The 19,977-nt window shown below is 51.3% G+C and carries 21 protein-coding genes; 16 read left to right on the forward strand and 5 right to left on the reverse strand.

The features are described from left to right. Window positions 1-17: 17 nt before the first annotated feature. From VZC39_RS07465 to pseF, 5 genes are read right to left on the reverse strand one after another with little or no spacing between them, the layout of a single operon-like run. Window positions 18-278: a hypothetical protein gene (locus VZC39_RS07465; protein ID WP_434667128.1), complete on the reverse strand. Its 261-nt coding sequence runs from the start codon at window positions 276-278 to the stop codon at window positions 18-20. After that, window positions 275-1,564, reverse strand: a complete 1,290-nt coding sequence (locus tag VZC39_RS07470) for a motility associated factor glycosyltransferase family protein (protein WP_434667131.1) — start codon at window positions 1,562-1,564, stop codon at window positions 275-277. Before VZC39_RS07470 ends, VZC39_RS07465 begins: the two co-directional genes overlap by 4 nt. Next, window positions 1,557-2,603 (reverse strand): pseudaminic acid synthase, encoded by a 1,047-nt coding sequence (gene pseI, locus VZC39_RS07475; protein ID WP_434667134.1) that lies wholly within the window; start codon window positions 2,601-2,603, stop codon window positions 1,557-1,559. The genes VZC39_RS07470 and pseI overlap by 8 nt, the downstream gene beginning before the upstream one ends. Before the next feature lie 6 nt (window positions 2,604-2,609). Then, entirely contained in the window at window positions 2,610-3,866 is a 1,257-nt protein-coding gene (pseG, locus tag VZC39_RS07480) for a UDP-2,4-diacetamido-2,4,6-trideoxy-beta-L-altropyranose hydrolase (RefSeq protein WP_434667137.1), read from the reverse strand. Beyond that, a complete protein-coding gene (gene pseF, locus VZC39_RS07485; protein WP_434667140.1) occupies window positions 3,856-4,551 on the reverse strand; it encodes a pseudaminic acid cytidylyltransferase in 696 nt (231 codons plus the stop codon). The genes pseG and pseF overlap by 11 nt, the downstream gene beginning before the upstream one ends. Window positions 4,552-4,708: 157 nt before the next feature. On the opposite strand from pseF, the gene VZC39_RS07490 reads away from it, so the two are divergent. The 16 genes from VZC39_RS07490 to VZC39_RS07565 all read left to right on the forward strand — a co-directional run bounded on the left by VZC39_RS07490 (window position 4,709) and on the right by VZC39_RS07565 (window position 19,961). Continuing rightward, a complete protein-coding gene (locus tag VZC39_RS07490; protein WP_434667143.1) occupies window positions 4,709-5,245 on the forward strand; it encodes a GNAT family N-acetyltransferase in 537 nt (178 codons plus the stop codon). Further along, a complete protein-coding gene (locus VZC39_RS07495; RefSeq protein WP_349921775.1) occupies window positions 5,242-5,475 on the forward strand; it encodes an acyl carrier protein in 234 nt (77 codons plus the stop codon). The genes VZC39_RS07490 and VZC39_RS07495 overlap by 4 nt, the downstream gene beginning before the upstream one ends. Then, window positions 5,475-6,224 carry an SDR family NAD(P)-dependent oxidoreductase gene (locus VZC39_RS07500; RefSeq protein WP_434667147.1) on the forward strand — a complete coding sequence of 250 codons (750 nt, stop codon included), beginning with the start codon at window positions 5,475-5,477 and terminating at the stop codon, window positions 6,222-6,224. The genes VZC39_RS07495 and VZC39_RS07500 overlap by 1 nt, the downstream gene beginning before the upstream one ends. Continuing rightward, on the forward strand, window positions 6,221-7,579 hold the full coding sequence (locus tag VZC39_RS07505; RefSeq protein ID WP_434667150.1) for an AMP-binding protein: 1,359 nt from the start codon (window positions 6,221-6,223) through the stop codon (window positions 7,577-7,579). The genes VZC39_RS07500 and VZC39_RS07505 overlap by 4 nt, the downstream gene beginning before the upstream one ends. Further along, on the forward strand, window positions 7,576-8,631 hold the full coding sequence (locus tag VZC39_RS07510) for an acyl-protein synthetase (RefSeq protein WP_349921778.1): 1,056 nt from the start codon (window positions 7,576-7,578) through the stop codon (window positions 8,629-8,631). The genes VZC39_RS07505 and VZC39_RS07510 overlap by 4 nt, the downstream gene beginning before the upstream one ends. Continuing rightward, window positions 8,628-9,815 carry an acyl-CoA reductase gene (locus VZC39_RS07515; protein ID WP_434668403.1) on the forward strand — a complete coding sequence of 396 codons (1,188 nt, stop codon included), beginning with the start codon at window positions 8,628-8,630 and terminating at the stop codon, window positions 9,813-9,815. The genes VZC39_RS07510 and VZC39_RS07515 overlap by 4 nt, the downstream gene beginning before the upstream one ends. Before the next feature lie 156 nt (window positions 9,816-9,971). Then, window positions 9,972-10,955 (forward strand): glycosyltransferase family 2 protein, encoded by a 984-nt coding sequence (locus VZC39_RS07520; RefSeq protein WP_349921780.1) that lies wholly within the window; start codon window positions 9,972-9,974, stop codon window positions 10,953-10,955. Further along, window positions 10,952-12,112 (forward strand): UDP-galactopyranose mutase, encoded by a 1,161-nt coding sequence (gene glf, locus VZC39_RS07525; protein ID WP_349921781.1) that lies wholly within the window; start codon window positions 10,952-10,954, stop codon window positions 12,110-12,112. The genes VZC39_RS07520 and glf overlap by 4 nt, the downstream gene beginning before the upstream one ends. A 42-nt stretch (window positions 12,113-12,154) precedes the next feature. Further along, on the forward strand, window positions 12,155-13,519 hold the full coding sequence (locus VZC39_RS07530) for a glycosyltransferase family 2 protein (protein WP_434667154.1): 1,365 nt from the start codon (window positions 12,155-12,157) through the stop codon (window positions 13,517-13,519). Further along, a complete protein-coding gene (locus VZC39_RS07535) occupies window positions 13,519-14,685 on the forward strand; it encodes a glycosyltransferase (protein ID WP_434667157.1) in 1,167 nt (388 codons plus the stop codon). Before VZC39_RS07530 ends, VZC39_RS07535 begins: the two co-directional genes overlap by 1 nt. A gap of 582 nt (window positions 14,686-15,267) precedes the next feature. Beyond that, complete coding sequence (locus VZC39_RS07540) at window positions 15,268-16,269, forward strand: TDP-N-acetylfucosamine:lipid II N-acetylfucosaminyltransferase (protein ID WP_434667160.1); 1,002 nt, start codon at window positions 15,268-15,270, stop codon at window positions 16,267-16,269. An 18-nt stretch (window positions 16,270-16,287) separates the two neighbouring features. Then, a complete protein-coding gene (locus tag VZC39_RS07545; protein ID WP_434667163.1) occupies window positions 16,288-16,977 on the forward strand; it encodes a WbqC family protein in 690 nt (229 codons plus the stop codon). A gap of 49 nt (window positions 16,978-17,026) precedes the next feature. Next, window positions 17,027-18,016 (forward strand): ATP-grasp domain-containing protein, encoded by a 990-nt coding sequence (locus tag VZC39_RS07550; RefSeq protein ID WP_349921786.1) that lies wholly within the window; start codon window positions 17,027-17,029, stop codon window positions 18,014-18,016. Beyond that, window positions 18,013-18,702 (forward strand): metallophosphoesterase family protein, encoded by a 690-nt coding sequence (locus tag VZC39_RS07555; RefSeq protein WP_434667166.1) that lies wholly within the window; start codon window positions 18,013-18,015, stop codon window positions 18,700-18,702. The genes VZC39_RS07550 and VZC39_RS07555 overlap by 4 nt, the downstream gene beginning before the upstream one ends. Before the next feature lies 1 nt (window position 18,703). Then, window positions 18,704-19,276: a hypothetical protein gene (locus VZC39_RS07560; RefSeq protein ID WP_434667169.1), complete on the forward strand. Its 573-nt coding sequence runs from the start codon at window positions 18,704-18,706 to the stop codon at window positions 19,274-19,276. Continuing rightward, the gene (locus tag VZC39_RS07565) at window positions 19,266-19,961 is read left to right on the forward strand and encodes a class I SAM-dependent methyltransferase (RefSeq protein ID WP_349921789.1); all 696 of its coding nucleotides are present in this window, start codon (window positions 19,266-19,268) and stop codon (window positions 19,959-19,961) included. Before VZC39_RS07560 ends, VZC39_RS07565 begins: the two co-directional genes overlap by 11 nt. Window positions 19,962-19,977 lie beyond the last annotated feature (16 nt).

Below are 19,977 nucleotides of genomic sequence, written 5' to 3' on the forward strand. Positions count from 1 at the left end.
GCCTTAAGAGGGCCTGATCATTGATCACGGCCCTCTTGGGTTGCCGAGTCCAACAGCATCACCAGCTCACCTTCCAGCCAGTCGGCCAGTCCCAGCCAGTCGCTACGCTCCTGGCAAGCCAACATTGCCGCGACCATGCCGGCAATATTCGCATGCTGAGCCACGGGAATTGTGGTCAGCACTTTCTCAATCAACACAGGCAAATGTTGCGCACTTTCCAGATGATGACCCAGTCGGAAGCGCTGGGCCAGGTTGATGCACTCTTGTCGCAGACTCATGATACAAACTCCGGATGATAATGACTCCCCAAGATCGCCGCGCCATCACGGCTGGTATTCCAGAAGCGAGTCTGCGGATGCTTGGCGATGTAGCGTTCCAGCTCAATCTGATAAGTGGTGAAATTGGGATTGGTTGCCACTCGATGACCGTGGCCATCCAGTGTCCAGCTGAACGTCTGGTGAACGGTTGGTCCGAGTGCGCCATCCTGCCAGCCTGTGTGGGTCTGCCCTCCCGGAAAAGCGAAATCGCAACCCAGCAGGATTATGTCGCTGCAGCCCATGTTGACGGCGAGATCGACAGCAGGATGCAGGACGCTCCCTCCTTGATGCAGCACCCCTTTGGGCAGTGACTCGCGCAGGCTCTGGTACATGGGGCTGATGGAATAGGCGGTGAGCCTTGGCCCGGGCCAGCTGTTCAATGTGACGTTAGGCACCATGGGGGTATAAACCAGTGGCACTGTGATGAGACCGTCACTGGCCAGATGGTTCTGGGTCAAGCTGTCGTCGATGCAGACAACCAGATGAGGAGTGATGTGATGCTGCCTTAACGGGGCCAATGCGGTATCAACACAGAGCAATTGCCAGTCTGGATGGCAGTCGAGCAATGCCGCCAAGCGGGGGAGGTGTTGCTGCAGTGTCGGACCACTGGCTATAACCAGCGCCGTCCCATGAGGGGCTGAATCAAACAGACTGGTAACGTCACCGTCCGAACGTATCAATGGCAGGTTTTCAGTGAGTCTGGACTGGACTCGTGCTGAGTCCGGCGAAAATCTCAACTTGGTATACTCGGCCGAGATTTCACTGATCAATCGGCCACGGATACGGCTGGCGGCTGTCTCCGCCAGTTCCAGCTCACTGGGGATGGCGAAGAAGGGCAATGAGATTTCAGTTTCATCACTGGCCAGACTGAGCTGGAGCCTGGGATCCTGCAGCCACTCCATTTCCAGCAATGCCAGCAGCAGTGTAAACAAGGCGTGGTTCAGGATGTGGATATGCAGTCGTTCCAGATCCGGGCGGGCCAGCAAAAGAGGAGGCAAATCCCCAAGGGCAGTACCATAGAGATGTAGTTCACGCGCATCTGGCAGGCTGTTGGCCTGCAACTGCGCCTCCGCGATACGGTCATGGCGGCTGCTGAGCTGAATATGATTGACCAGGAGCGTGCTCCCCGCGCCTTCGCACAGTTCGACCTGCAGCTCCCCCAACTGGGCATTGGATAGCGTGATGGCCAGAGTGGGCCAGCGTTCTTCTATCATCGCCAGCTGATTGCGAAGCAACTCTTCATTCATCCTGTGCTATCCACTCCCAGTTCAGCGGTTGGTTGGCGTCCATACTCCGGGTGACCCGCTTGCCGAGCAGGCGATCGTAATCGGCAGGGGGGAGGCCAAGGGCCGGTCGGACCGATTTGATATGAGCCTCGGTCAGGCGCTCTCCAGCGGCTATCTCCTTGATCAGATAGAGAGAGCGGCGAAATGCGCGGTTGTCCTGTTCGCTGGGGGTGAGCTGATAGTCGGCGACACCGAGTGCGGCATGGGCAGTATTGACTGAGGTCACAAGCTCGGTTAACTCTGCGGGTTCCATAGAGAAGGCGCAATCCGGCCCGCCATCGGCGCGTGCCAGGGTGAAATGCTTCTCGATGACGGTGGCTCCAAGGGCAGTGGCAGCAATGGCAGTGGCTGCACCCAGGGTGTGATCGGAGAGACCCACTTCGACTCCGAAGCGTTGGCGCATCATGGGGATTGCACGCAGGTTGTACTCGGCCGCCGGCGCCGGGTAGCCGCTGACGCAGTGCAGCAGGGCCAGCTGGCCATTGCCGTGCTTGAGCGCCATCTCGACCGCGGCGGCGATCTCGGCTTCATTTGCCATGCCGGTGGACATGATGAGGGGTTTGCCGGTCTGCGCGGCATGACGGATGAGGGGCAGGTCAACCAATTCGAAAGAGGCGATCTTGTAGGCCGGGCACTCTAGCGATTCGAGCAGATCGACAGCGCTGAAATCGAATGGGCTGCTGAAAACCGTGAGCCCCAGCTCACGTCCCTTGGCAAACAGAGCCTGATGCCACTCCCAAGGGGTATGAGCCCACTCGTAGAGGTCATACAGACTGTGGCCATCCCACAAGCCGCCATGGATCTGGAATTCGGGGCGATCGCTTTTGAGAGTGATGGTATCGGGACGATAGGTTTGCAGTTTGACTGCACTGGCTCCCGCCTCCTTGGCCGCGGTCATGATGGCCAGGGCGCGAGTCAGGTCTCCGTTGTGATTGGCCGACAATTCGGCGATCACATAGGGGCGCTGAGTCGGGCCGATGGATTGATGGGCAATCTGCATCTGTGATTAGGTTCCTGCGCCAAGTAGCCAACCAGATGGCGCCGACAACCAGGGGGAGGGCGGCGTCACTTGCGGCGAGTTGGCAAGATAGAGTGGAAAATGAGAGAAAATGATTAGCAAGCGATGTGCCAGCTCTTGCCAATCTTCGGATCTAAGTGGACGATGTGCCTGCCAATGCAGTTGTTGGCCGGCGAGTTCTAGATTGAGTAGTGGCGTCCCTTTATGCAGAAGTTGCCACGCTTGCCCCTCTGGCAGCAGTTGATAGTTGGTTTGAGGCAGCAACCAGGCAATGAGACGATCGAGCCCCAATCCATCCACTTGTTGCTGACCACGTTGACGATAGGCCTCAGCTCGCCGTTCGAGTGAAAGCAAGGCCTGCTCGAGGCGTGCCGGTTCGGCCAACTCACTTAGCGTCATGCGTTCGGCCAGCTGGAAGCGGGCGATCACTTCATCGTTGAATTGCTGGTTGTCGACGATGGGGACCGCCAGAGTTGGCAGCCCGAGGCAGGCTCGCTCCCAAGTCATGCCGCCTGCCGCACCGATGGCAAAATCGTGCCGCGCCATCAGCAGTGCCATCTGATCGCTTTGGCACAACAAATCGATCTGAAGATCGGGCAGCTCGGCCACTTTTTGCTGCAACTGGTCCCAGAAAGGATTGGCCGAGCCGGCCACCAGAGTCCACGACATGTTTTTTGCCCAAGGCAATTGGGCCAAGGTATTGAGGGTGATGAGACAAGCGCCGGCCGGGTCGGCGCCGCCAAAGCAGATGAGACCACGCCGCCATTGGGCGATGTTTCGGCGAGCAAGCTGGCGATAGGCAGGGCGCAGCAGCGCATAATCCGTACCGAGCAGCAGTCGGCAATTGTCAGGGATCAGGGTCTGATAGTCGGCCTTGGTGCGCAAGGGCCCCTGATCCAGCAGCAATTGACCGTGGTGTGGCCTATCTGCCAGATCGTCGAGCACGAGCAATTGACCGCAGTGCTGGGCCAGAGAGGCTTCAAGGGACTGTGCGATGGCGTAATGATCGACGACAAGCCAGGCTGGTCGTAAATGAGGCAAGGGGCCCACATCATCCAGTGCTGCAAGAGGGTGATAGCGGTGTTGCTTGAGTAGGGGTTGCAGGTGAGATGGCAATTCATGGCAAAGAAAGTGACACTCGGCCCCCGCCACTTGCAATCGATCGGCTATGGCCAGACAGCGCATCAGATGGCCCAACCCTATCTCGGGGCCTGCGTCGAGCCGAAACGCGACCTCAAGCGCCATGCTGTTGCAACGCCCGATAGAGTAGCTCGGCCAGGTGCCAATCCTCAGGCGTATCGATATCGACCACCCTGTGCCTTGGCAAGATATGGCCTACGCCGTTGCCACCTACCGGACTGATGTTCCCCAGCCAGGCTGCACGACTTCCCCAATAGAACTGCCCCGCATCTTGATAGGCAGGCTCCAGATCCTGGGAACGCAGGGCCATCTGCTCGGGCCAGAAGGGAGTGACGCATCCTCGTTCATCCATGCGTACCGCTCGTTGAATGGGGAAGCCAAACTCCGCGACCGTGTAAACGAAGGGGGCCTGACTCGCGAGCAGATACTGATGTGCACGCTTTAGGTCATCGGCCTGGATGAGGGGGACAGTGGCATAGATGCAGCAATAGTGTTCGGCGGTCATGCCCAGGTGGTCGAGTTGCCGGATGGCATCGATCACCACGGGGGTGGTGCCGGTATGATCATCAGCGAGGTCGGCGGCACGTAAAAAAGGTACCTCGGCACCGAGTTCACGCGCAACGCCGGCTACTTCCTCATCATCGGTGGAGACCACGATATGGCTGAAGCACCCAGCTGCACGGGCCGCATTGATGGCGTAAGCAAGCATGGGTTGGCCACAGAATGCGCGGATGTTCTTGTGTGGAATACGCTTGCTGCCGCCTCGGGCCGGAATGATGGCGATGGCCATGATACAAACTCTCTCAAGATGTGGTGATTGTCGAGATTATTGCGGACAACTCATTGATTATTTTTGATATTATATCGACTTTCTAACGAATATTACTGATTTTTGCTACGGAGTTGCCCCATTGTGGTCGATAACCTAGGCAAGTCGTGAACAATAAGTGGTACCAAGCATGAGCTACGGTGTCGAATTGCGTCCGCTGGAACCCTGGGACTTGCCCATCCTGAGACGCTGGCGCAATCGGGATGAAGTGCGCTTGCAAATGGTTGACCAGGCGCTTGTTTCTCCTCACCAGCAGCGGCAGTGGTTCGTTGCCAGCCAAGAACGGCCGGATCAGCGTCATTGGGTGCTCTGGTGCAAGGGGATGCGGGCGGGCTATGTCAACCTGAAAGGGGCGCACAGAGGCAGTTTGCAGTCTCAGATCATGGCAGATGCAGGCCTCTATCTGGGCGCATCTCCTGTACGTCACCCCATGCTGGGCATTGCCGCTGCCTTGTCACAACTGGATCAGGCATTCGATGGCTTGAATATTGGCCTTATCCGAACCCTGGTGCGGGAAGGCAATGATGCTGCCTTACGTTTGAATGAGCAATTGGGCTATCGTCAATTGGGCTATGATAATGGGTTTGTCTCGCTTGAGCTAAATCCTGTGGATTATTATGCTGCCCGAGAACGGCTGCGGAGATTTTTCAGATGACAATATCTTTGGAACAGGTTTTTGCCGATGCCCTGGGGATCGAGCTCAATACCGTCAGTGATACATTGGCCTACAACAGCATCCCTCAGTGGGATTCTGTCGCGCATATGGGCTTGATTGCTCACCTGGAGGATCACTACGGCGTCCTGCTCGATACCGATGACATCATCGACATGAGCTCGGTCGCCAAAGCTCGCGAGATCCTGGCCAAATACGAGGCCGCTCTCTAATGACGACGCTGTTGCGGGGCAAGCGGGCGCTGATCACCGGCGCCGGGCGCGGCATCGGCCTGGCCATCGCTCGCCAGTTCGCCGCACAGGGGGCCGAGCTGTGGTTGGGGGGACGTGATGAATCCGCTCTGTGCCGGGTCGCGGCAGAGCTAACCACCGAGTTTGGTGTTCCCTGTCAGCCCTTGTGTTTCGATGTTGCCGAGCCGCAGGCGGTCAAGCAAGCTTTCCAGCAACTGTTTTCCCAGACTCGCCAGCTGGATGTGCTGGTCAACAACGCCGGAGTGCTTGAGGATGCTTTGCTTGGCATGGTCAGCCAGGCGCAGCTGGACAAGACGTTTAGTCACAACGCCTTCAGTGTGCTCTATTGCAGTCAGTATGCTGCTCGCCTGATGCAGCGCAGTGGCGGTGGCAGCATCATCAATATGGCTTCCCTGATGGGATGCGTAGGGGCGGCCGGACTCAGCAGCTATGCCGGCAGCAAGGCGGCGGTGATTGGCATTACCCAGTCTCTGGCCAAGGAGCTGGCCGCGAGCCAGATCCGGGTCAATGCCATCGCCCCAGGTTTTATCGATACCGACATGGCGCGTTCGTTGCCATCCGCCAAGTTTGACGAACGGGTGGCCAGCATCGCCATGGGGCGTATCGGCACTCCGGACGAGGTGGCCAAGGTGGCCCTGTTCCTGGCCTCGGATATGTCCTGCTATGTCACGGGCCAGGTGATCGGGGTCGACGGGGGAATGCTGATTTGAGTGCACCCGATTTGCTAACCCATCTGGTCGTTGGCAATAGCGCCCCCGCCTGGCGGGATCCCGATGAAGGCTGGCTCAGCTATGGCGAGCTGGCACAGCGAGTAGAGCGGCTTGCCGAGACCTACCCGGAGGGGCGCCAGCTCATCTACCTGCCGTTTGTTACCTCAACCCGTCATTTGTTGCATTATCTGCTGGCTCTGCGTGAGGGGCATGTGGTGATGCTGGTCGATCCAGCTCAAGATGAGGAGACGCAGCGTGAGCTGTGCGAGCGGTTCGGCGCGAGCCTGGTGGTCACTGCGGAAGGCGGCCTTTTGCCTCTTGGCAACCCCCCCGCACTGTACGCCGATCTTGCCTTGTTGCTGCCCACCTCTGGCAGCACGGGATCCAGTAAATGGGTTCGACTCTCCCGAGCCAGCCTCAATGCCAACGCTGCCGCCATCGCCGAGTATCTGGCATTGGACTCTGGGGAGCGGGCGATCACCAGTTTGCCGCTCTACTACTCCTTCGGCATGTCGGTGCTCAACAGCCATCTGCTGGTGGGAGCCTCGCTGGTACAGAGTGCGGTCAGCCCGCTCGAGCGCCAGTTTTGGGAAGAGGTCAATACTCATCGGGTCACCAGCGTGGCCGGAGTCCCATTTACCTTCCAGATGCTGAGCCGCTTGCGCTTTGATTGGAACCGTTATCCCAGCCTCATGACCCTGACTCAGGCCGGTGGGCGCCTCGAGCCAGCCCTGGCAAGCCAGTTCGCCCGTCAGGCCGCGACGCTGGGGCGTCGTTTTTTCGTCATGTATGGCCAGACCGAGGCTGCACCACGCATTGCCTGGCTGGGGCACGATGAAGTGCTGGTTGCTCCCGATGCTATCGGCCGTGCCGTGCCGGGAGGGCATCTCACCTTGCACCTCGAAGCGGGACTGCCCGAAGGGGAGGGGGAGCTGGTTTATGACGGTCCCAACGTCATGCTCGGTTATGCCGAAGGCTGGGCTGAGCTGTCACACGGACGCGAGGTGGAGTCTCTCTTTACCGGCGATCTGGCTCGTTGCGACGAGGCGGGACGGTTCTATTTGACCGGACGTCTCAACCGCTTCCTGAAGCTCTTTGGCAAGCGGGTGAGCCTGTCGGACGTGGAGTGTTGGCTGCAGGCGCAGGGCTATCTCTGCGCTGCGACCGGTCGGGATGATCGCCTGCTGGTGGCCATCGAAGGGGAGCCGATGGCCTGTGACGAACTGCAACGGGAGATTGCCGGCTGGTTAAAGGTCCCCCCTTCCAGCGTGTTGATCCGTGTGCAGCCACTGCCGCGTCGCAGCAACATGAAAGTCGACTACCCGGCCCTGTTGGCGTTGCTGGAGGCATCATGAACGCATTACTGGATGCTTCAATATTTGGCCTGGCGCAACGAGAGAAGTCGGCTCTGCTGCTGACGCGTCTCAATGAGCTGACTGCTCGCCATCAGCAGGCTTGCCCCGCATACGCCAACGTCTTGTCGGCGTTTGGTTGGGGACAAGCCATCTCTTACGCCGAGCTGCCCTATCTCGCCGCCCGCCTGTTCAAACTGGCAAGGTGGAAAAGCGTACCGGAGGATGAGGTGTTCAAGGTACTTACCTCATCGGGCACCACGGGGACTGCGTCACAGATTGTGCTGGACAGAGAGACCGCTGCCCTGCAAAGCAAGGTGCTGGTGAAAATCCTGCAGGAGTTTGTCGGTAAACAGCGCCTGCCCATGCTGCTGGTGGAACAACCCGCGCTCATCCAGAATCGAAGCGGGTTTTCGGCACGTGGCGCCGGTGCACTTGGACTCTCTTTCCTTGGGCGTGACCACACTTATGCCCTTGATGAACAGATGCGTCCCAATTGGCCTGTGATCGAAGCCTTCTGCGAGAAATATGCCGGTCAGCCCGTACTGCTGTTTGGCTTCACCTTTATGGTATGGCAGTGCTTGTTGGAGCCGCTACGCGAGCGTGGACTGCAGTTGCCACTGGAGCAGGGCATCTTGTTCCACAGCGGTGGCTGGAAAAAATTGCAGCACCTGGCGGTGGACAATCCCGCTTTCAAGGCCCGTTGCCGCGAACAGCTGGGACTGAGCCGAGCTCACAACTTTTATGGGATGGTGGAGCAGGTAGGCTCTATCTTCGTCGAGTGTGAGCAGGGGCATCTCCATGCCCCCGTCTTTGCCGATTTGCTGGTGCGTGACCCGTTGACCCATCAACCGCTGGCAATAGGCCAACCAGGCTTGCTGCAGGTGCTTTCAGCCATACCGGGCAGTTATCCCGGTCACAGCCTGCTGACCGAGGATCTCGGCGTGCTGCTGGGGGAAGATGATTGCCCCTGTGGCCGCCATGGCCGTTATTTTCAGGTATTGGGGCGCCAGGCTGGCGCCGAGGTGAGGGGATGCAGCGACACCTTCCAATGATCCCGCCCGGGAGAATAACCGGGCTCTGGCAGGCGGGGCCGGCCGTCAGCTTCGTGGCACCGACGGGGAGCTGGCAGACGTTTTGCCCGCAGCCACTCTCCTGTTTTGCTCCCGTCATCTGCGATTTCGTGGCGGCGCTGTCAGCCCGATTGCAGCAGGAGGGGTGTCGCCATCCCGACCTGGCCGCGTTCGGTTTCTGGTTGCGACCACGCCAGCTGGCCAGAGAGAGCCTGCGACTGCAGGGAAGGGGAGCGATGGGGGTCACGTTTCATCTGGTACCCTCCAACGTGCCGACGGTGGCTTTCTACTCCTGGCTGGTGGCTCTGCTGATGGGCAACCCCTGCGTGGTGCGGCTGTCGTCACGCCGCGATCCGCAGCAGGAGGCCATGCTGGCGATCCTCAACGAACTGTTCAGCCTCGGTGAATGGCAAGAGATCGCCGCCCGTACCCGCTTCATTCGCTATGACCACGACGAGGGCATCACCGCCTGGCTGTCGGCGCGCTGCCGGCTGCGCATCATCTGGGGCGGCGACGAGACCATTCGCCAGGTGCGGGCCATTCCCCTGGCACCAATGGCGCAGGAAGTGGTATTTCCAGATCGCCGCTCGATGGCGGTGCTCGACAGCCGCTGGCTGGCCGGACTGGATCCGCAAGAGTGGCAACGGACGCTGGATGCCTTGCAGCAGGACAGCACCCGTTTCAACCAGCAGGCCTGCGCCTCGCCGACCACCCTCTGCTGGCTGGGTGAACCCGACGAGGGACTGCGCCGGCGCTTGCTGGAAGCCCTGTTTGCTCCCTTTGCCGCCGATCCCGCCCTGGCGATGGAGAGGCTCATCCACAGTCAACAAAATGCCGCCGAGCAGGGGGGAATGAAGGTGACCAGCTTGCCCGGCGTCACCTTATTGACTCCGACCAGCACGCTGCGGCTCGCACACGTCGGAGGAGGTACAGTTGCCGAATTTGTGGCCGATACCCTGAATGAGCTGCTGGCACAGCCCTGGGACATGCAGACCTGCGTCTGGGTCGGCGGTGACAGGGCCGGGGTCGAAGCGGTGCTGCCGACTGCCCCCACCTGCCGGATTGACCGGGTGGTGGCGCCAGGACAGGCGCTCGCATTCGAATGGCACTGGGATGGTATCGACATGCTGCAACTGTGCAGCCGTGGCCTCAGCCGACGCGAATAATCGGGTATGGTTCACATAAATCCTGTAGCTTCAATGGATTAGCTTGTCCAGGCATAGCTTTTGCATTAAATCTGACAGAGAGGGGAAGGGTTGACAGGGGCCGTGCAGTAGCCTTGCCCATTTTTTCTCATCCGCTTCTTTTCTATTCATTTTTCCTTGGATTTACCTATGAAAGTCAGCGTATTGGTGCCCGTCTACAACTTGGCGCGCTTCATCGAACCCTGCCTGCTCAGCCTGCTTGAACAGCAAACTGATTTCGAGTTCGAGGTGATCGCCATCGATGATGGCTCGAGTGATGACTCCTGGTCCATCATGCAGCGGCTGGCACGTCAGTGGCCGGGGCTGCGGGCCCTGCAAAATGAACAGAACATGGGGCTGGCCAGAACCCAGAAGCGGCTGCTTGCCGAAGCGCAAGGGGCTTACCTTGCCTATGTGGATGGAGACGACCTGGCCTTGCCGGGCAAGCTGCAGCGTCAGGTTGACTATCTGGACACACACCCCGGCTGCACGCTTTGTTACCATGAAGCGGAGATGTTTGACGATGAGACCGATGAGCGCATCAAGCTCTTCACCCGCGATTACTACAACGCCCATTACCTCGGACCCGTGATGACGCGGGAGGCGCTGATCCGCTTTGGGGTCTTCGTCAATGCCAGCTCCATCATGTTCCACCGCTATGACGGCATGGCTGATGCCATCGATGAAGGGTGCAAGATCATCCTTGATTACCCCTGGCACATCCTGAATCTCTCCCTCAACCCAGGGACTCTGGATTTCATTCCCGAGCCGCTGGGGCGTTACCGTTTTCATACTCAGAGCTTTGGTGGGCAGACCCGCAAGTCGGCAGAACGCCGTGAGCAGTCGCTGCACGATCTGCTGCGCGCCTGTGACAATGCCGCTATGTTCGATGCTGATCCCGTGATCATTGCCCAGGGACGTGCCCATCACTACTATTCCGCCGCGCTCTATTTTCTGCGCCAGGATGACGTCGTACGCTTCACGCAGCTTATCGAGCAGTCTGCCGCGGAGGTCGCGAAATTGGCGCCGGGTTGGTTCTTCGATGAGCGGCATCAACTGGCATGGACTCATCGGGCCCACCCATCCCAAGTTATGCAACAACTGTTTGGAGAGGCGGCGTGAACTATCAAGCAATCGTTATCGGCGCCGGACTCTCCGGAGCTGTCATGGCTGAGCGAATGGCCAGCCAGCTTGGCTGGAAGGTGCTGGTGCTGGAGCAGCGCGATCATATCGGCGGTAACTGTTTCGACGAGCAGGACGAGCACGGCGTGCTGATCCATCGTTATGGGCCGCACCTCTTCCATACCGACAGCAAGGTGGTGTGGGATTACCTGTCGCAGTTTACCGAATGGTTGCCATACGAACATCGTGTGTTGTCACGTATCGACGGGCAATTGGTGCCTATCCCGTTCAACCTGACCAGCATCGAGCGATGTTTCCCCGCCGATAAAGCCAGCGCCATGATCGAGACCCTTCGCACCCGGTTTGGTGACGGTGCCAGAGTACCGATCCTGGAGCTGCGAAAAGAACAGCATCCCCTGTTGGGTGAGCTGGCCGATTTCATCTATCAGAAAGCCTTCGTCAATTACACCAGCAAACAGTGGGGTGTGGCGCCAGACGAGATTTCTCCCGAGGTGACGGCGCGGGTGCCCGTGGTGGTCAGTCGGGATGATCGCTATTTCACCGATCCCTGGCAGGCGATGCCAGCCGATGGCTATACCGCCATGTTTGAGCGCATGCTTGCTAACCCGCTGATTGAGGTGAGGTTGTCTACTCCCATGGCGCAGCGTGTCAGACTGGACTGGCGGTTGAAGCAGGTTCTCTTGGATGAGGAGCCCTTTGATGGTCCCTTGATATATACCGGTATGCTGGACCAGCTGATGCCTGAAGAGGGGGAAAACCTGCCATATCGTTCGCTACGTTTCGAGCATCGCCATCTGACGCAGGAACAATTTCAACCGGCCACTACCGTCAATTATCCGAATGAAGAAGCCTTCACGCGGATCACCGAGTTCAAGCATTTCAGTGGGCAGGTGCATCCCGGTACCAGCATCGTATACGAATATCCCTGTGACTATCAGCCAAAACAGGGACTTGAGCCTTATTACCCGCTCTTTACAGACACGGCCAAGCAGCATTATCAAGCTTATCGTGATGAGTTAATCCAGTTCCCACAGTTGATTTCCCTGGGTCGCCTCGCTGAATACCGTTATTTTGATATGGATGATGCTGTTGATAATGTATTGAGACGTTTCACTCAAGTGGCGATGACATACTAACTGTTGGCAGTTGATACAAAATATTAGCTAGCGAGTAATGAAATGAAACCAATATGCGTGGTTATTTGCAATTTCAATAAACAAGATTACGTACTCGGAGCCATTGAGTCGGTACTAAAAACAGCAGACCAGTTGGCGGATGTTTTGGTTGTAGACAACGCGTCAACAGATGACTCAGCAGCATTGATTCGTCAGCTCTATCCTAATATTAGGCTTGATGTATTAAAAGAAAACATTGGTGGATCTGGGGGATTTGCTCATGGCATGCATCAAGCACAACAAATGGGGTATCGTTATATTACATTGCTGGATAATGATGCTGTAGTACTACCAAACACCTTAGCTGGGATGATGGATTTACTGGCGAACCACAGCGATATAGGTGTGGTTGGACCAGCAGTATGCAAGATGGATAATCCGGAGGTCGTACAGGAGGTTGGTGCTAACGTTTCTTTGAAGGATGCTACTTTTAGTTTTCACCTTAATTTTGCAGGTGAATCTTATGCTTCGATAGCAATGGAACTGGTAGATTGTGATTATGTGCCCGCTTGTTGCCTGATGACAAAGGCGGAAATTATCCAACAGATTGGGGGATTTGATGAGGAGTTTTTCCTTTATTGGGATGACATCGATTGGTGTGTTCGAGTCAAAGATGCCGGTTGGCGTGTAGTCGCACAACCACGACTACAGGCTTTGCACAAGGGAGGTGGGGCCAATGCAACGAATACATTGCCTCGCTACTACTACTGGCGTAACAAACTACGCTTCTTCGCAAAACATCCCGTTCGTTACCCTCCGCATCAGGTTCAGCACTATGTACAACGTAGCTTGGCGAGAAGTATCACTTTCCAGCATTTGAACGCTATGGACGAATTGCTTGTTGCCATGCAACGTGGGTTACAAGATGCCGCTACCGGCATCGGTGGGCGTTATCAGGGCGGAGCCTTTCCGGATCGCGGTAGTGGCAAGAAAAAGCTGCTTCACACGATGATACCGCCCGGGGTTTATTTGTTAGATACACGCGCCGTGGCAAACGCTGATATGTCCGCAGCAAGAAAGCACAATAGCCTGTGCCGTTTCATCGTCAGTTGTGGCCAATTTAGTGTAGATAGTCACAGTTTTATGCTAGATCCGGCATTGTATGAGGCCTTGTCGAAGAGCATTCGAGAGTGGCCAGAATGCGTCACTACAGTCCCACTGTCTGAGTTGCCCAATGTAACCCATCTGGTCGTGGTTCCTCACCTGTTTGATATTACTTCAACCGAGGTAGCACATGATGAGCTGCTAACCGACCTGTTCTGGAATTTGTTACCACAGACTGTCGACGGGGCGACTGCCTTGAAGATGGCCACAGTGTTGGAGTCGTCGCGTCAGTCAGTCGATGCATTTTTTGCTGTGGAGGCATGATGAATACAATAGGGTTATACGGGTCCATACTGACGGTTTATAACGTGAACCTTAAAACGCGTGGTCACATGGGTGTTATGCGAAAAGTGTTGGCTCAGGCACAGGGATTTAGTCTGAACCACAAACAGGTTCATATGGTCTGTGGTGATGGCCCTAACATTGTGCGACTGGTGTTCGAAGAGGGTCGAGAAGTTCAGCGCGAGATCATCACTGCAACTGTGGTGCCTGGAGATTTCTTTGTACATGTCGCGGTATGGATTGCTGGGCAACAGGCGATGGCACGCTCGTTCGAATGGGCCTACGTCCGCTATAACCCGATGCATAACGACGAGTTAGTGCAATTGGCTCGCCAATTACGTGATGTGGAAGTTCCCTTGTTCATCGAGATGTACACACTGGAATATCAGAATGAATTGCCAGCACTAGTGGCCAAGGCGGATCAGGCATTTTTTCTGCAACTGGCACCGCTTGTGGCTGGATTCTTTACCCCCAGTCAAGTGGCGGAGAGATCCACCTTGCAAGGCAGACCCATTCGCAAGATGGGTAACGGGGCGACCTGGATTGAACCTCAAGCGCCAGAGCCCAAGCTGGATATCCGCAAAGCTTTCCATCTGTTGGGGGTTGGCTATCTAGCACGCTGGCATGGGTATGACCGTCTGTTCCCACTGATACCTGACTTCGTTAAAGCCTACCCGAATGTCGATCTGCGATTGTTCCTTGTGGGTCAGGGGCCGGCATCCGAACAATTAGCGCAACAGGCTCAGGAATTGGGTGTTGCCGACTATGTGACATTTACCGGTGCACTGGATCCGCAGTGTCTAGCCAATCGTTATTCTGGTGTGCATTTGGGCATCGGGACCTTAGGTTGCCATCGTACCGGAATTACTTATGCAGAAGCGCTAAAACATCGTGAATTCATGTTTTATGGTCTGCCATTTATTTACAGTCTTCAGGACAGTTTTAGTGATGACCAACTGGAAGGTGTCTGGCGCCAGCCAACTGATGAAAGTCCAATAAATCTTATTACCATTTATGAGAAATATCTAGATCTGCCTCAAGTGGATTTATTTTATGGATTGGTGAAATATGCCAAGTCTCATTTTACTTGGCAGATGAAAACTAAAAATATCATGACTGAAATTCAGAAACAGTTGAGAGTAAGTTAATTAATAGAAATACACCCATCAAGCTAAACTGTTTAGTTATATAAACCGTCCTAATGATATAGGTGAAATTGGTCAGATTGTTTACATTCAAGAGTAACTGTGCCCGCTCACCATTGAGTCTGAATATCAGGATGATAGATTAGTCGCTGCCAAATTATTTCCATTCTATGAGACCTAATGAATCAGGGGCCTGAAGGACTAGGTTGATAATGAATATATAGTCTGGTGGAGATGACACATAATTATCAGCACCAAGTTTTACCGACATACCTTCCTATCTTGATGGAATGTTTTGTGCCGTGTTATACTATTACCATAAAAATGAGAAATATTACTTCTCAAGTAAAATAAAGGTACTTTTTGCCGATGATTTTTTCCAGATACACTGGGTCCACAAGCGCTTTCTTGATTTATTGATAAGGACTGTTTAGTCGGTTGTATTGGATCTTTTAAAGAGTAAACGTATTACTTTTTTATATACAGCTAGTCGATGGATGTAATATTTAAATTTCATATATGGAAAATTATTTCATTAGTGTGAAATCCTCAGGCTGTTAGAGGTAAGGGGTAGTAAGGACTTTTATGATTGTACATGTCATGATCATTGAGAAGTTTATGCCATCATTTATTGACTTCATGATGAAACATTTTGATGTAGGGCTGCATCGTTTTGTATTTATTACTAGCCCTAAATATCAATATGGCTTGCAGCCTCACCACCCAGTAGAGTTTTTGTATCGAGATGAAGATTTTTTAACTTTGGAAAGTTATTTCGATGTGGCAGAAAAAATAATTTTACATGGCCTCTGGCGTGATAAAGTAAATGACATTCTTTTAAAAAATAAAAGCTGGCTAGATAAGTCATTTTGGGTGATGTGGGGAGGAGATTTTTATCATAGAAACCAGTATAAGCCATCACAGTTAGAGGTAATAAAAAGAATCGGGTACTTGATTACCTTTATGAAAGAAGATGTGGATTGGGTTCGGTGGAACTATCAATCAATTGGCCAACATATGGAGTGTTTTTCTTACCCTAGTAACATATGCAAGTATGGTTCACATAAGAAAGCCGCTGACGTGAGTCGGAAAAATATTATGGTGGGGCATTCTGGCGTTGAAGATAATATTCATATTGAGATATTTGATTTACTAAATGAGCGCTTACCTTACAGCATAAATGTCTGGTGTCCCCTATCATATCCTTTGATGAACAGCTATATTACTAATGTAGTTAATGTCGGTTCTAAAATGTTTGGTGAGCGTTTTACTCCGCTGGTCTCATGGATGAATGAACATGAATATTACAGCTTCCTTGATTCGATTGATGTAGCTATATTACCATCTTGGCGGCAGCATGCCATAGGCAATATTATCAATTTACTAGGGCGAGGAATACATGTGTATATAAATGAACAGACGACTTCATGGCGGTTTTTTAAACGTCTGGGGTTGCATGTTGATTCTTACAGCCATATTAATGGACTGTGTGCCAATTATCAAAATACTTCAAATATTGAACTGGTTAACCATATATTCTCTGAGCAGAGATTGATTAATGACTGGCAGGCTATTTTTAATAGTTGATCTAGCTGAGAGGGCGGAATGCGCGTTGCGATTTTACAATCAAATTATATTCCTTGGAAGGGATACTTTGATATAGTTTCTAAAGTTGATAGATTTATTTTTCATGATGATATTCAATATACTAAAAATGACTGGAGAAATAGAAATAAAATTAAGTCGCACTCAGGCGTAGCTTGGCTTACTGTTCCGTGTGGTACAGGTGAAAAGAGACTAATTTGTGATGTCGCCCTTGTCGATTCTTTGTGGCAAAAAAAACACTGGGATGCCCTGTATAAATCGTATGCCAAATCACCTTATTTCTCATACTATCGAGATTTCTTTGAGGAGATATATCTTAACAATAAGTGGCATAATTTGAGTGACATGAATCAACATATTATAAAAAGCATAAGCACAGAGATATTGGGAATCAATGTGATTTTTGAAGACTCACGAGATTACCATTTGAACAATAAGAAAGGTGCTCGTGTTATCGAGTTGCTTAATAAAGTAGGTGCAACGGAATATTTATCTGGGCCAGCCGCCAAAGATTATCTTGATACGAACGAGTTCATCGCTTCAGAAATAAAGTTAGAATGGATGAGTTATGACCATTACCCAGAGTATCCACAGTTGTTTCCGCCATTTTGTCATTATGTGACTATATTAGACTTGTTATTTAATGTTGGGCGTGATTTTAAACATTACATGATGCTAGACAATAAATAAGAATTTATTTTCAGTCATGTGAATAAAGTTAGCCGTTAGAGGATTTAGTATGAATATTACTAATAAAGTAAATGTCATGGTCATGGCTGTTGGCTCTCCACTAGGTCAAAGTATTCTAAAGGCGGTCAGAGCAAGCCCATATGTTGATAATATCTATGCCACAGATATAAGTGTACTTGCGGCTGGATTACATTTCGAAAATGTGCATCCGGTGATTCTTCCATTGGTCAAAGAGAATAGTTATTTTGATGAGTTAACCAGTTTCGTGGAAAAATATGATATCAAAGTTATTTTTCCAACTATTGCTGTGGAGCACGAATTCTTTGCAAAATATACTACCTACTTTCATGAACGAAGAATTCATATTGTGAGTTGTGAAGCATCAGTATTTGAAATATGTAACGATAAATATGAGTCAATGCAATATCTCAGGCGGAATAATATAGCTGCACCATCTACAATATTGGGCTGTGAACACGACGCGATTGAAGAGTTCATTAAAAGGTATGGGTTCCCTGTTGTAATAAAGCCAAGAAATGGAGCTTCAAGTAATGATGTTTTTATTATTAAAAACAAAGCCCGATTATTAGCGCTGCTTGGTGCGTATCCTGAAGATTACTTTGTTGTGCAGGAATATCTTGAAGATCCAAAAGACTATACGGCCGGTGTATATGTCTCATCTTCAGCTGATTTCAATGACGTCATTATTTTTGAGCGAGATTTGAAGTTTGGCCTATCATATAGCGGTAAAATCATAATAGATGAAGGTATTAAAAAATACTGTCTGTCAATTGCCAATGCTCTGAAATCGACGTACTCTATTAATATTCAGTTCAAAATGATGGCGGGCCAACCATATTGTTATGAAATAAATCCACGTCTATCAAGCACAACTAGTGTGCGTGCACATTTCGGTTTCAATGAACCTGATATGATAATTCGAGAAATAATTGGTATCAATCCGCTTCGCGATCAGCAACCTGCGCAAGTGGGTAAATTTATGCGTTACTGGGAAGAAATATATCAGGAGGAGAATTGATTATTGGTATGTTTTCGGATTTGCATTCCAATCTTCCTGCATTAGAATCCATGGTTGAGAAGTTTGGTAGCAAAATAGATATTTGGTTATCTGCTGGTGACTCGGTGGGAATATTTCCACAAGTTAACGAGACATTAAATCTACTGCAGCGTATGAATGTTCACATGGTTTGTGGTGATCATGAAAAGCTACTTCTTTCCGGCGAAGACATGGTCTGGAGTTATACTGGTAATCAGGCGCTTCAGGAACAAAGGGAGTCAATAACTAAAGAAAATCTTTATTATTTATCTTCACTTCCTGAAAAGCTTGATTTAAAAATCGATGGTTTAAATATACGACTGATTCATGATGTGACTGGCGTCATTCGCACTGGGAAAGAAAAGAATATTATCAACTCACAACAATTGAATATTCTACACCCTGGTGTTGATTATCTGCTAGCTGGCCACACACATATGGCTACAATGCTTTACACTGACACTCTAATATATTTGAATCCCGGTTCATCGGGTTTTCCTAAAGATCTTAGACATCAAACTGGAATGCTAATGCTAGACACCTCGTCGGGTTTTCATGAGTTTATAACATTTGATTTTGATCGAGATAGATTGAGGAAAGCAATAATAGATAAGAATTATAACCCTAAGCTTCTTCATTATCTAGATAATAACTTCAGGTGGATTTGATATGTATATAGTGGGAGCCAGTACCTTAGGGGAGATAGCTTGTTCTGTTCTCAAGCGGGGAGGTGGGAGGCTGGATGGTTTTTTCGATGATTATTATACTGATGTTGAATTCTGTGGTGCCCCAGTAGTAGGGAAACTTGAGAAAATATTCAAGATGGATGCAGTACAGCAAGCAGGAGTTTTTGTTGCAATAGGAGATAATTCAAATCGTCGTCTAATAAGTGAACGTATTATTGCCGCAGGGATTCCATTAATGAATATCCTAGATCCTACCGCTGTTTTGGAAGATGGCATGATTTTAGGTTCTGGGAATATTATTATGTCGCATACATATCTTGGTGTTAAAACAATTATGGGGGACGGTAATGTCGTTTTCCCAGGGGTTTCTATTACCCACCATAACAAAGTCGGTTGTTATAATTTTTTCAGTCCGAATGCCTCAGTAGGGGGTTACACCGAGATAGCTGACGAATGTAAAATAGGTATGAATTGTTGTATTTTACCTTACAATAAAATTTCCAGTCACGCTCATTCTCTTCCTTGTTCGGTATTGGGTGAAATAAATGATAAATGAATGGAATGAAAGTGTTTTTCCAGTACAGGACCGTCTAGATACTATATCAAAGTATCAGTGTGATTATGAATTATATGGATACTCGCCACGCTCTTTGGGATGGGATAAAGGTAAACAGGATATCCGATTTTATATTCTCACTCATTTTTTTTCTCTGAAAGGAAAACGAATTCTTGATATAGGATGTGGGTTTGGCGACATTAATAAATGTTTACAGGAACAGTACGGGGATGATTATGTTTATCTGGGTATAGATCTTGTCGAGTCATTCATTCGAGAAGCTCGGGCTAGATATTCCTCTGATAAAGTATCTTTTAGGTGCTGTGATTTTATTTCTGATTGGCATTCATTAGGTGAGTTTGATGTGATTCTTGCCTCTGGTATTTTTAATCATAAATTTACTAAAGCTGATAACAAACGCTTTATTTTCGAGGTTATTAAGAAGTCACTTGCGTTAGCCGCAGAAGGCGTCGCCTTTGATTTTCTATCGGACAAAGTGGACTTTATGCATACTCATACATATCATAGCAGCCCCGAAGAGGTTTTATCTCTTGGCTATAGTCTGACTAGAAATGTGGTATTGCGTAATGACTATTTTCCATTCGAATTTGCTATTCGATTATTGAAAGATGATAGTTTTTCGGTTGATGATACAACCTTTAACTCATGGAAAGAGATAAAATAAAGGGCTCTTATTTATC

This window comes from Aeromonas sp. NJAU223, from assembly GCF_051125555.1.
In the GTDB taxonomy this organism is placed as follows: domain Bacteria; phylum Pseudomonadota; class Gammaproteobacteria; order Enterobacterales; family Aeromonadaceae; genus Aeromonas; species Aeromonas veronii_G.

Excerpts from the sequence above, each read along its gene's own strand:
- VZC39_RS07465 (WP_434667128.1), bottom strand. The coding sequence starts at position 278 with ATGAGTCTGCGACAAGAGTGCATCAACCTGGCCCAGCGCTTCCGACTG.
- VZC39_RS07470 (WP_434667131.1), bottom strand. The coding sequence starts at position 1,564 with ATGAATGAAGAGTTGCTTCGCAATCAGCTGGCGATGATAGAAGAACGC.
- pseI (WP_434667134.1), bottom strand. The coding sequence starts at position 2,603 with ATGCAGATTGCCCATCAATCCATCGGCCCGACTCAGCGCCCCTATGTG.
- pseG (WP_434667137.1), bottom strand. The coding sequence starts at position 3,866 with ATGGCGCTTGAGGTCGCGTTTCGGCTCGACGCAGGCCCCGAGATAGGG.
- pseF (WP_434667140.1), bottom strand. The coding sequence starts at position 4,551 with ATGGCCATCGCCATCATTCCGGCCCGAGGCGGCAGCAAGCGTATTCCA.
- VZC39_RS07495 (WP_349921775.1), top strand. The coding sequence starts at position 5,242 with ATGACAATATCTTTGGAACAGGTTTTTGCCGATGCCCTGGGGATCGAG.
- VZC39_RS07500 (WP_434667147.1), top strand. The coding sequence starts at position 5,475 with ATGACGACGCTGTTGCGGGGCAAGCGGGCGCTGATCACCGGCGCCGGG.
- VZC39_RS07510 (WP_349921778.1), top strand. The coding sequence starts at position 7,576 with ATGAACGCATTACTGGATGCTTCAATATTTGGCCTGGCGCAACGAGAG.
- VZC39_RS07515 (WP_434668403.1), top strand. The coding sequence starts at position 8,628 with ATGATCCCGCCCGGGAGAATAACCGGGCTCTGGCAGGCGGGGCCGGCC.
- VZC39_RS07530 (WP_434667154.1), top strand. The coding sequence starts at position 12,155 with ATGAAACCAATATGCGTGGTTATTTGCAATTTCAATAAACAAGATTAC.
- VZC39_RS07535 (WP_434667157.1), top strand. The coding sequence starts at position 13,519 with ATGAATACAATAGGGTTATACGGGTCCATACTGACGGTTTATAACGTG.
- VZC39_RS07540 (WP_434667160.1), top strand. The coding sequence starts at position 15,268 with ATGATTGTACATGTCATGATCATTGAGAAGTTTATGCCATCATTTATT.
- VZC39_RS07545 (WP_434667163.1), top strand. The coding sequence starts at position 16,288 with ATGCGCGTTGCGATTTTACAATCAAATTATATTCCTTGGAAGGGATAC.
- VZC39_RS07550 (WP_349921786.1), top strand. The coding sequence starts at position 17,027 with ATGAATATTACTAATAAAGTAAATGTCATGGTCATGGCTGTTGGCTCT.
- VZC39_RS07560 (WP_434667169.1), top strand. The coding sequence starts at position 18,704 with ATGTATATAGTGGGAGCCAGTACCTTAGGGGAGATAGCTTGTTCTGTT.
- VZC39_RS07565 (WP_349921789.1), top strand. The coding sequence starts at position 19,266 with ATGATAAATGAATGGAATGAAAGTGTTTTTCCAGTACAGGACCGTCTA.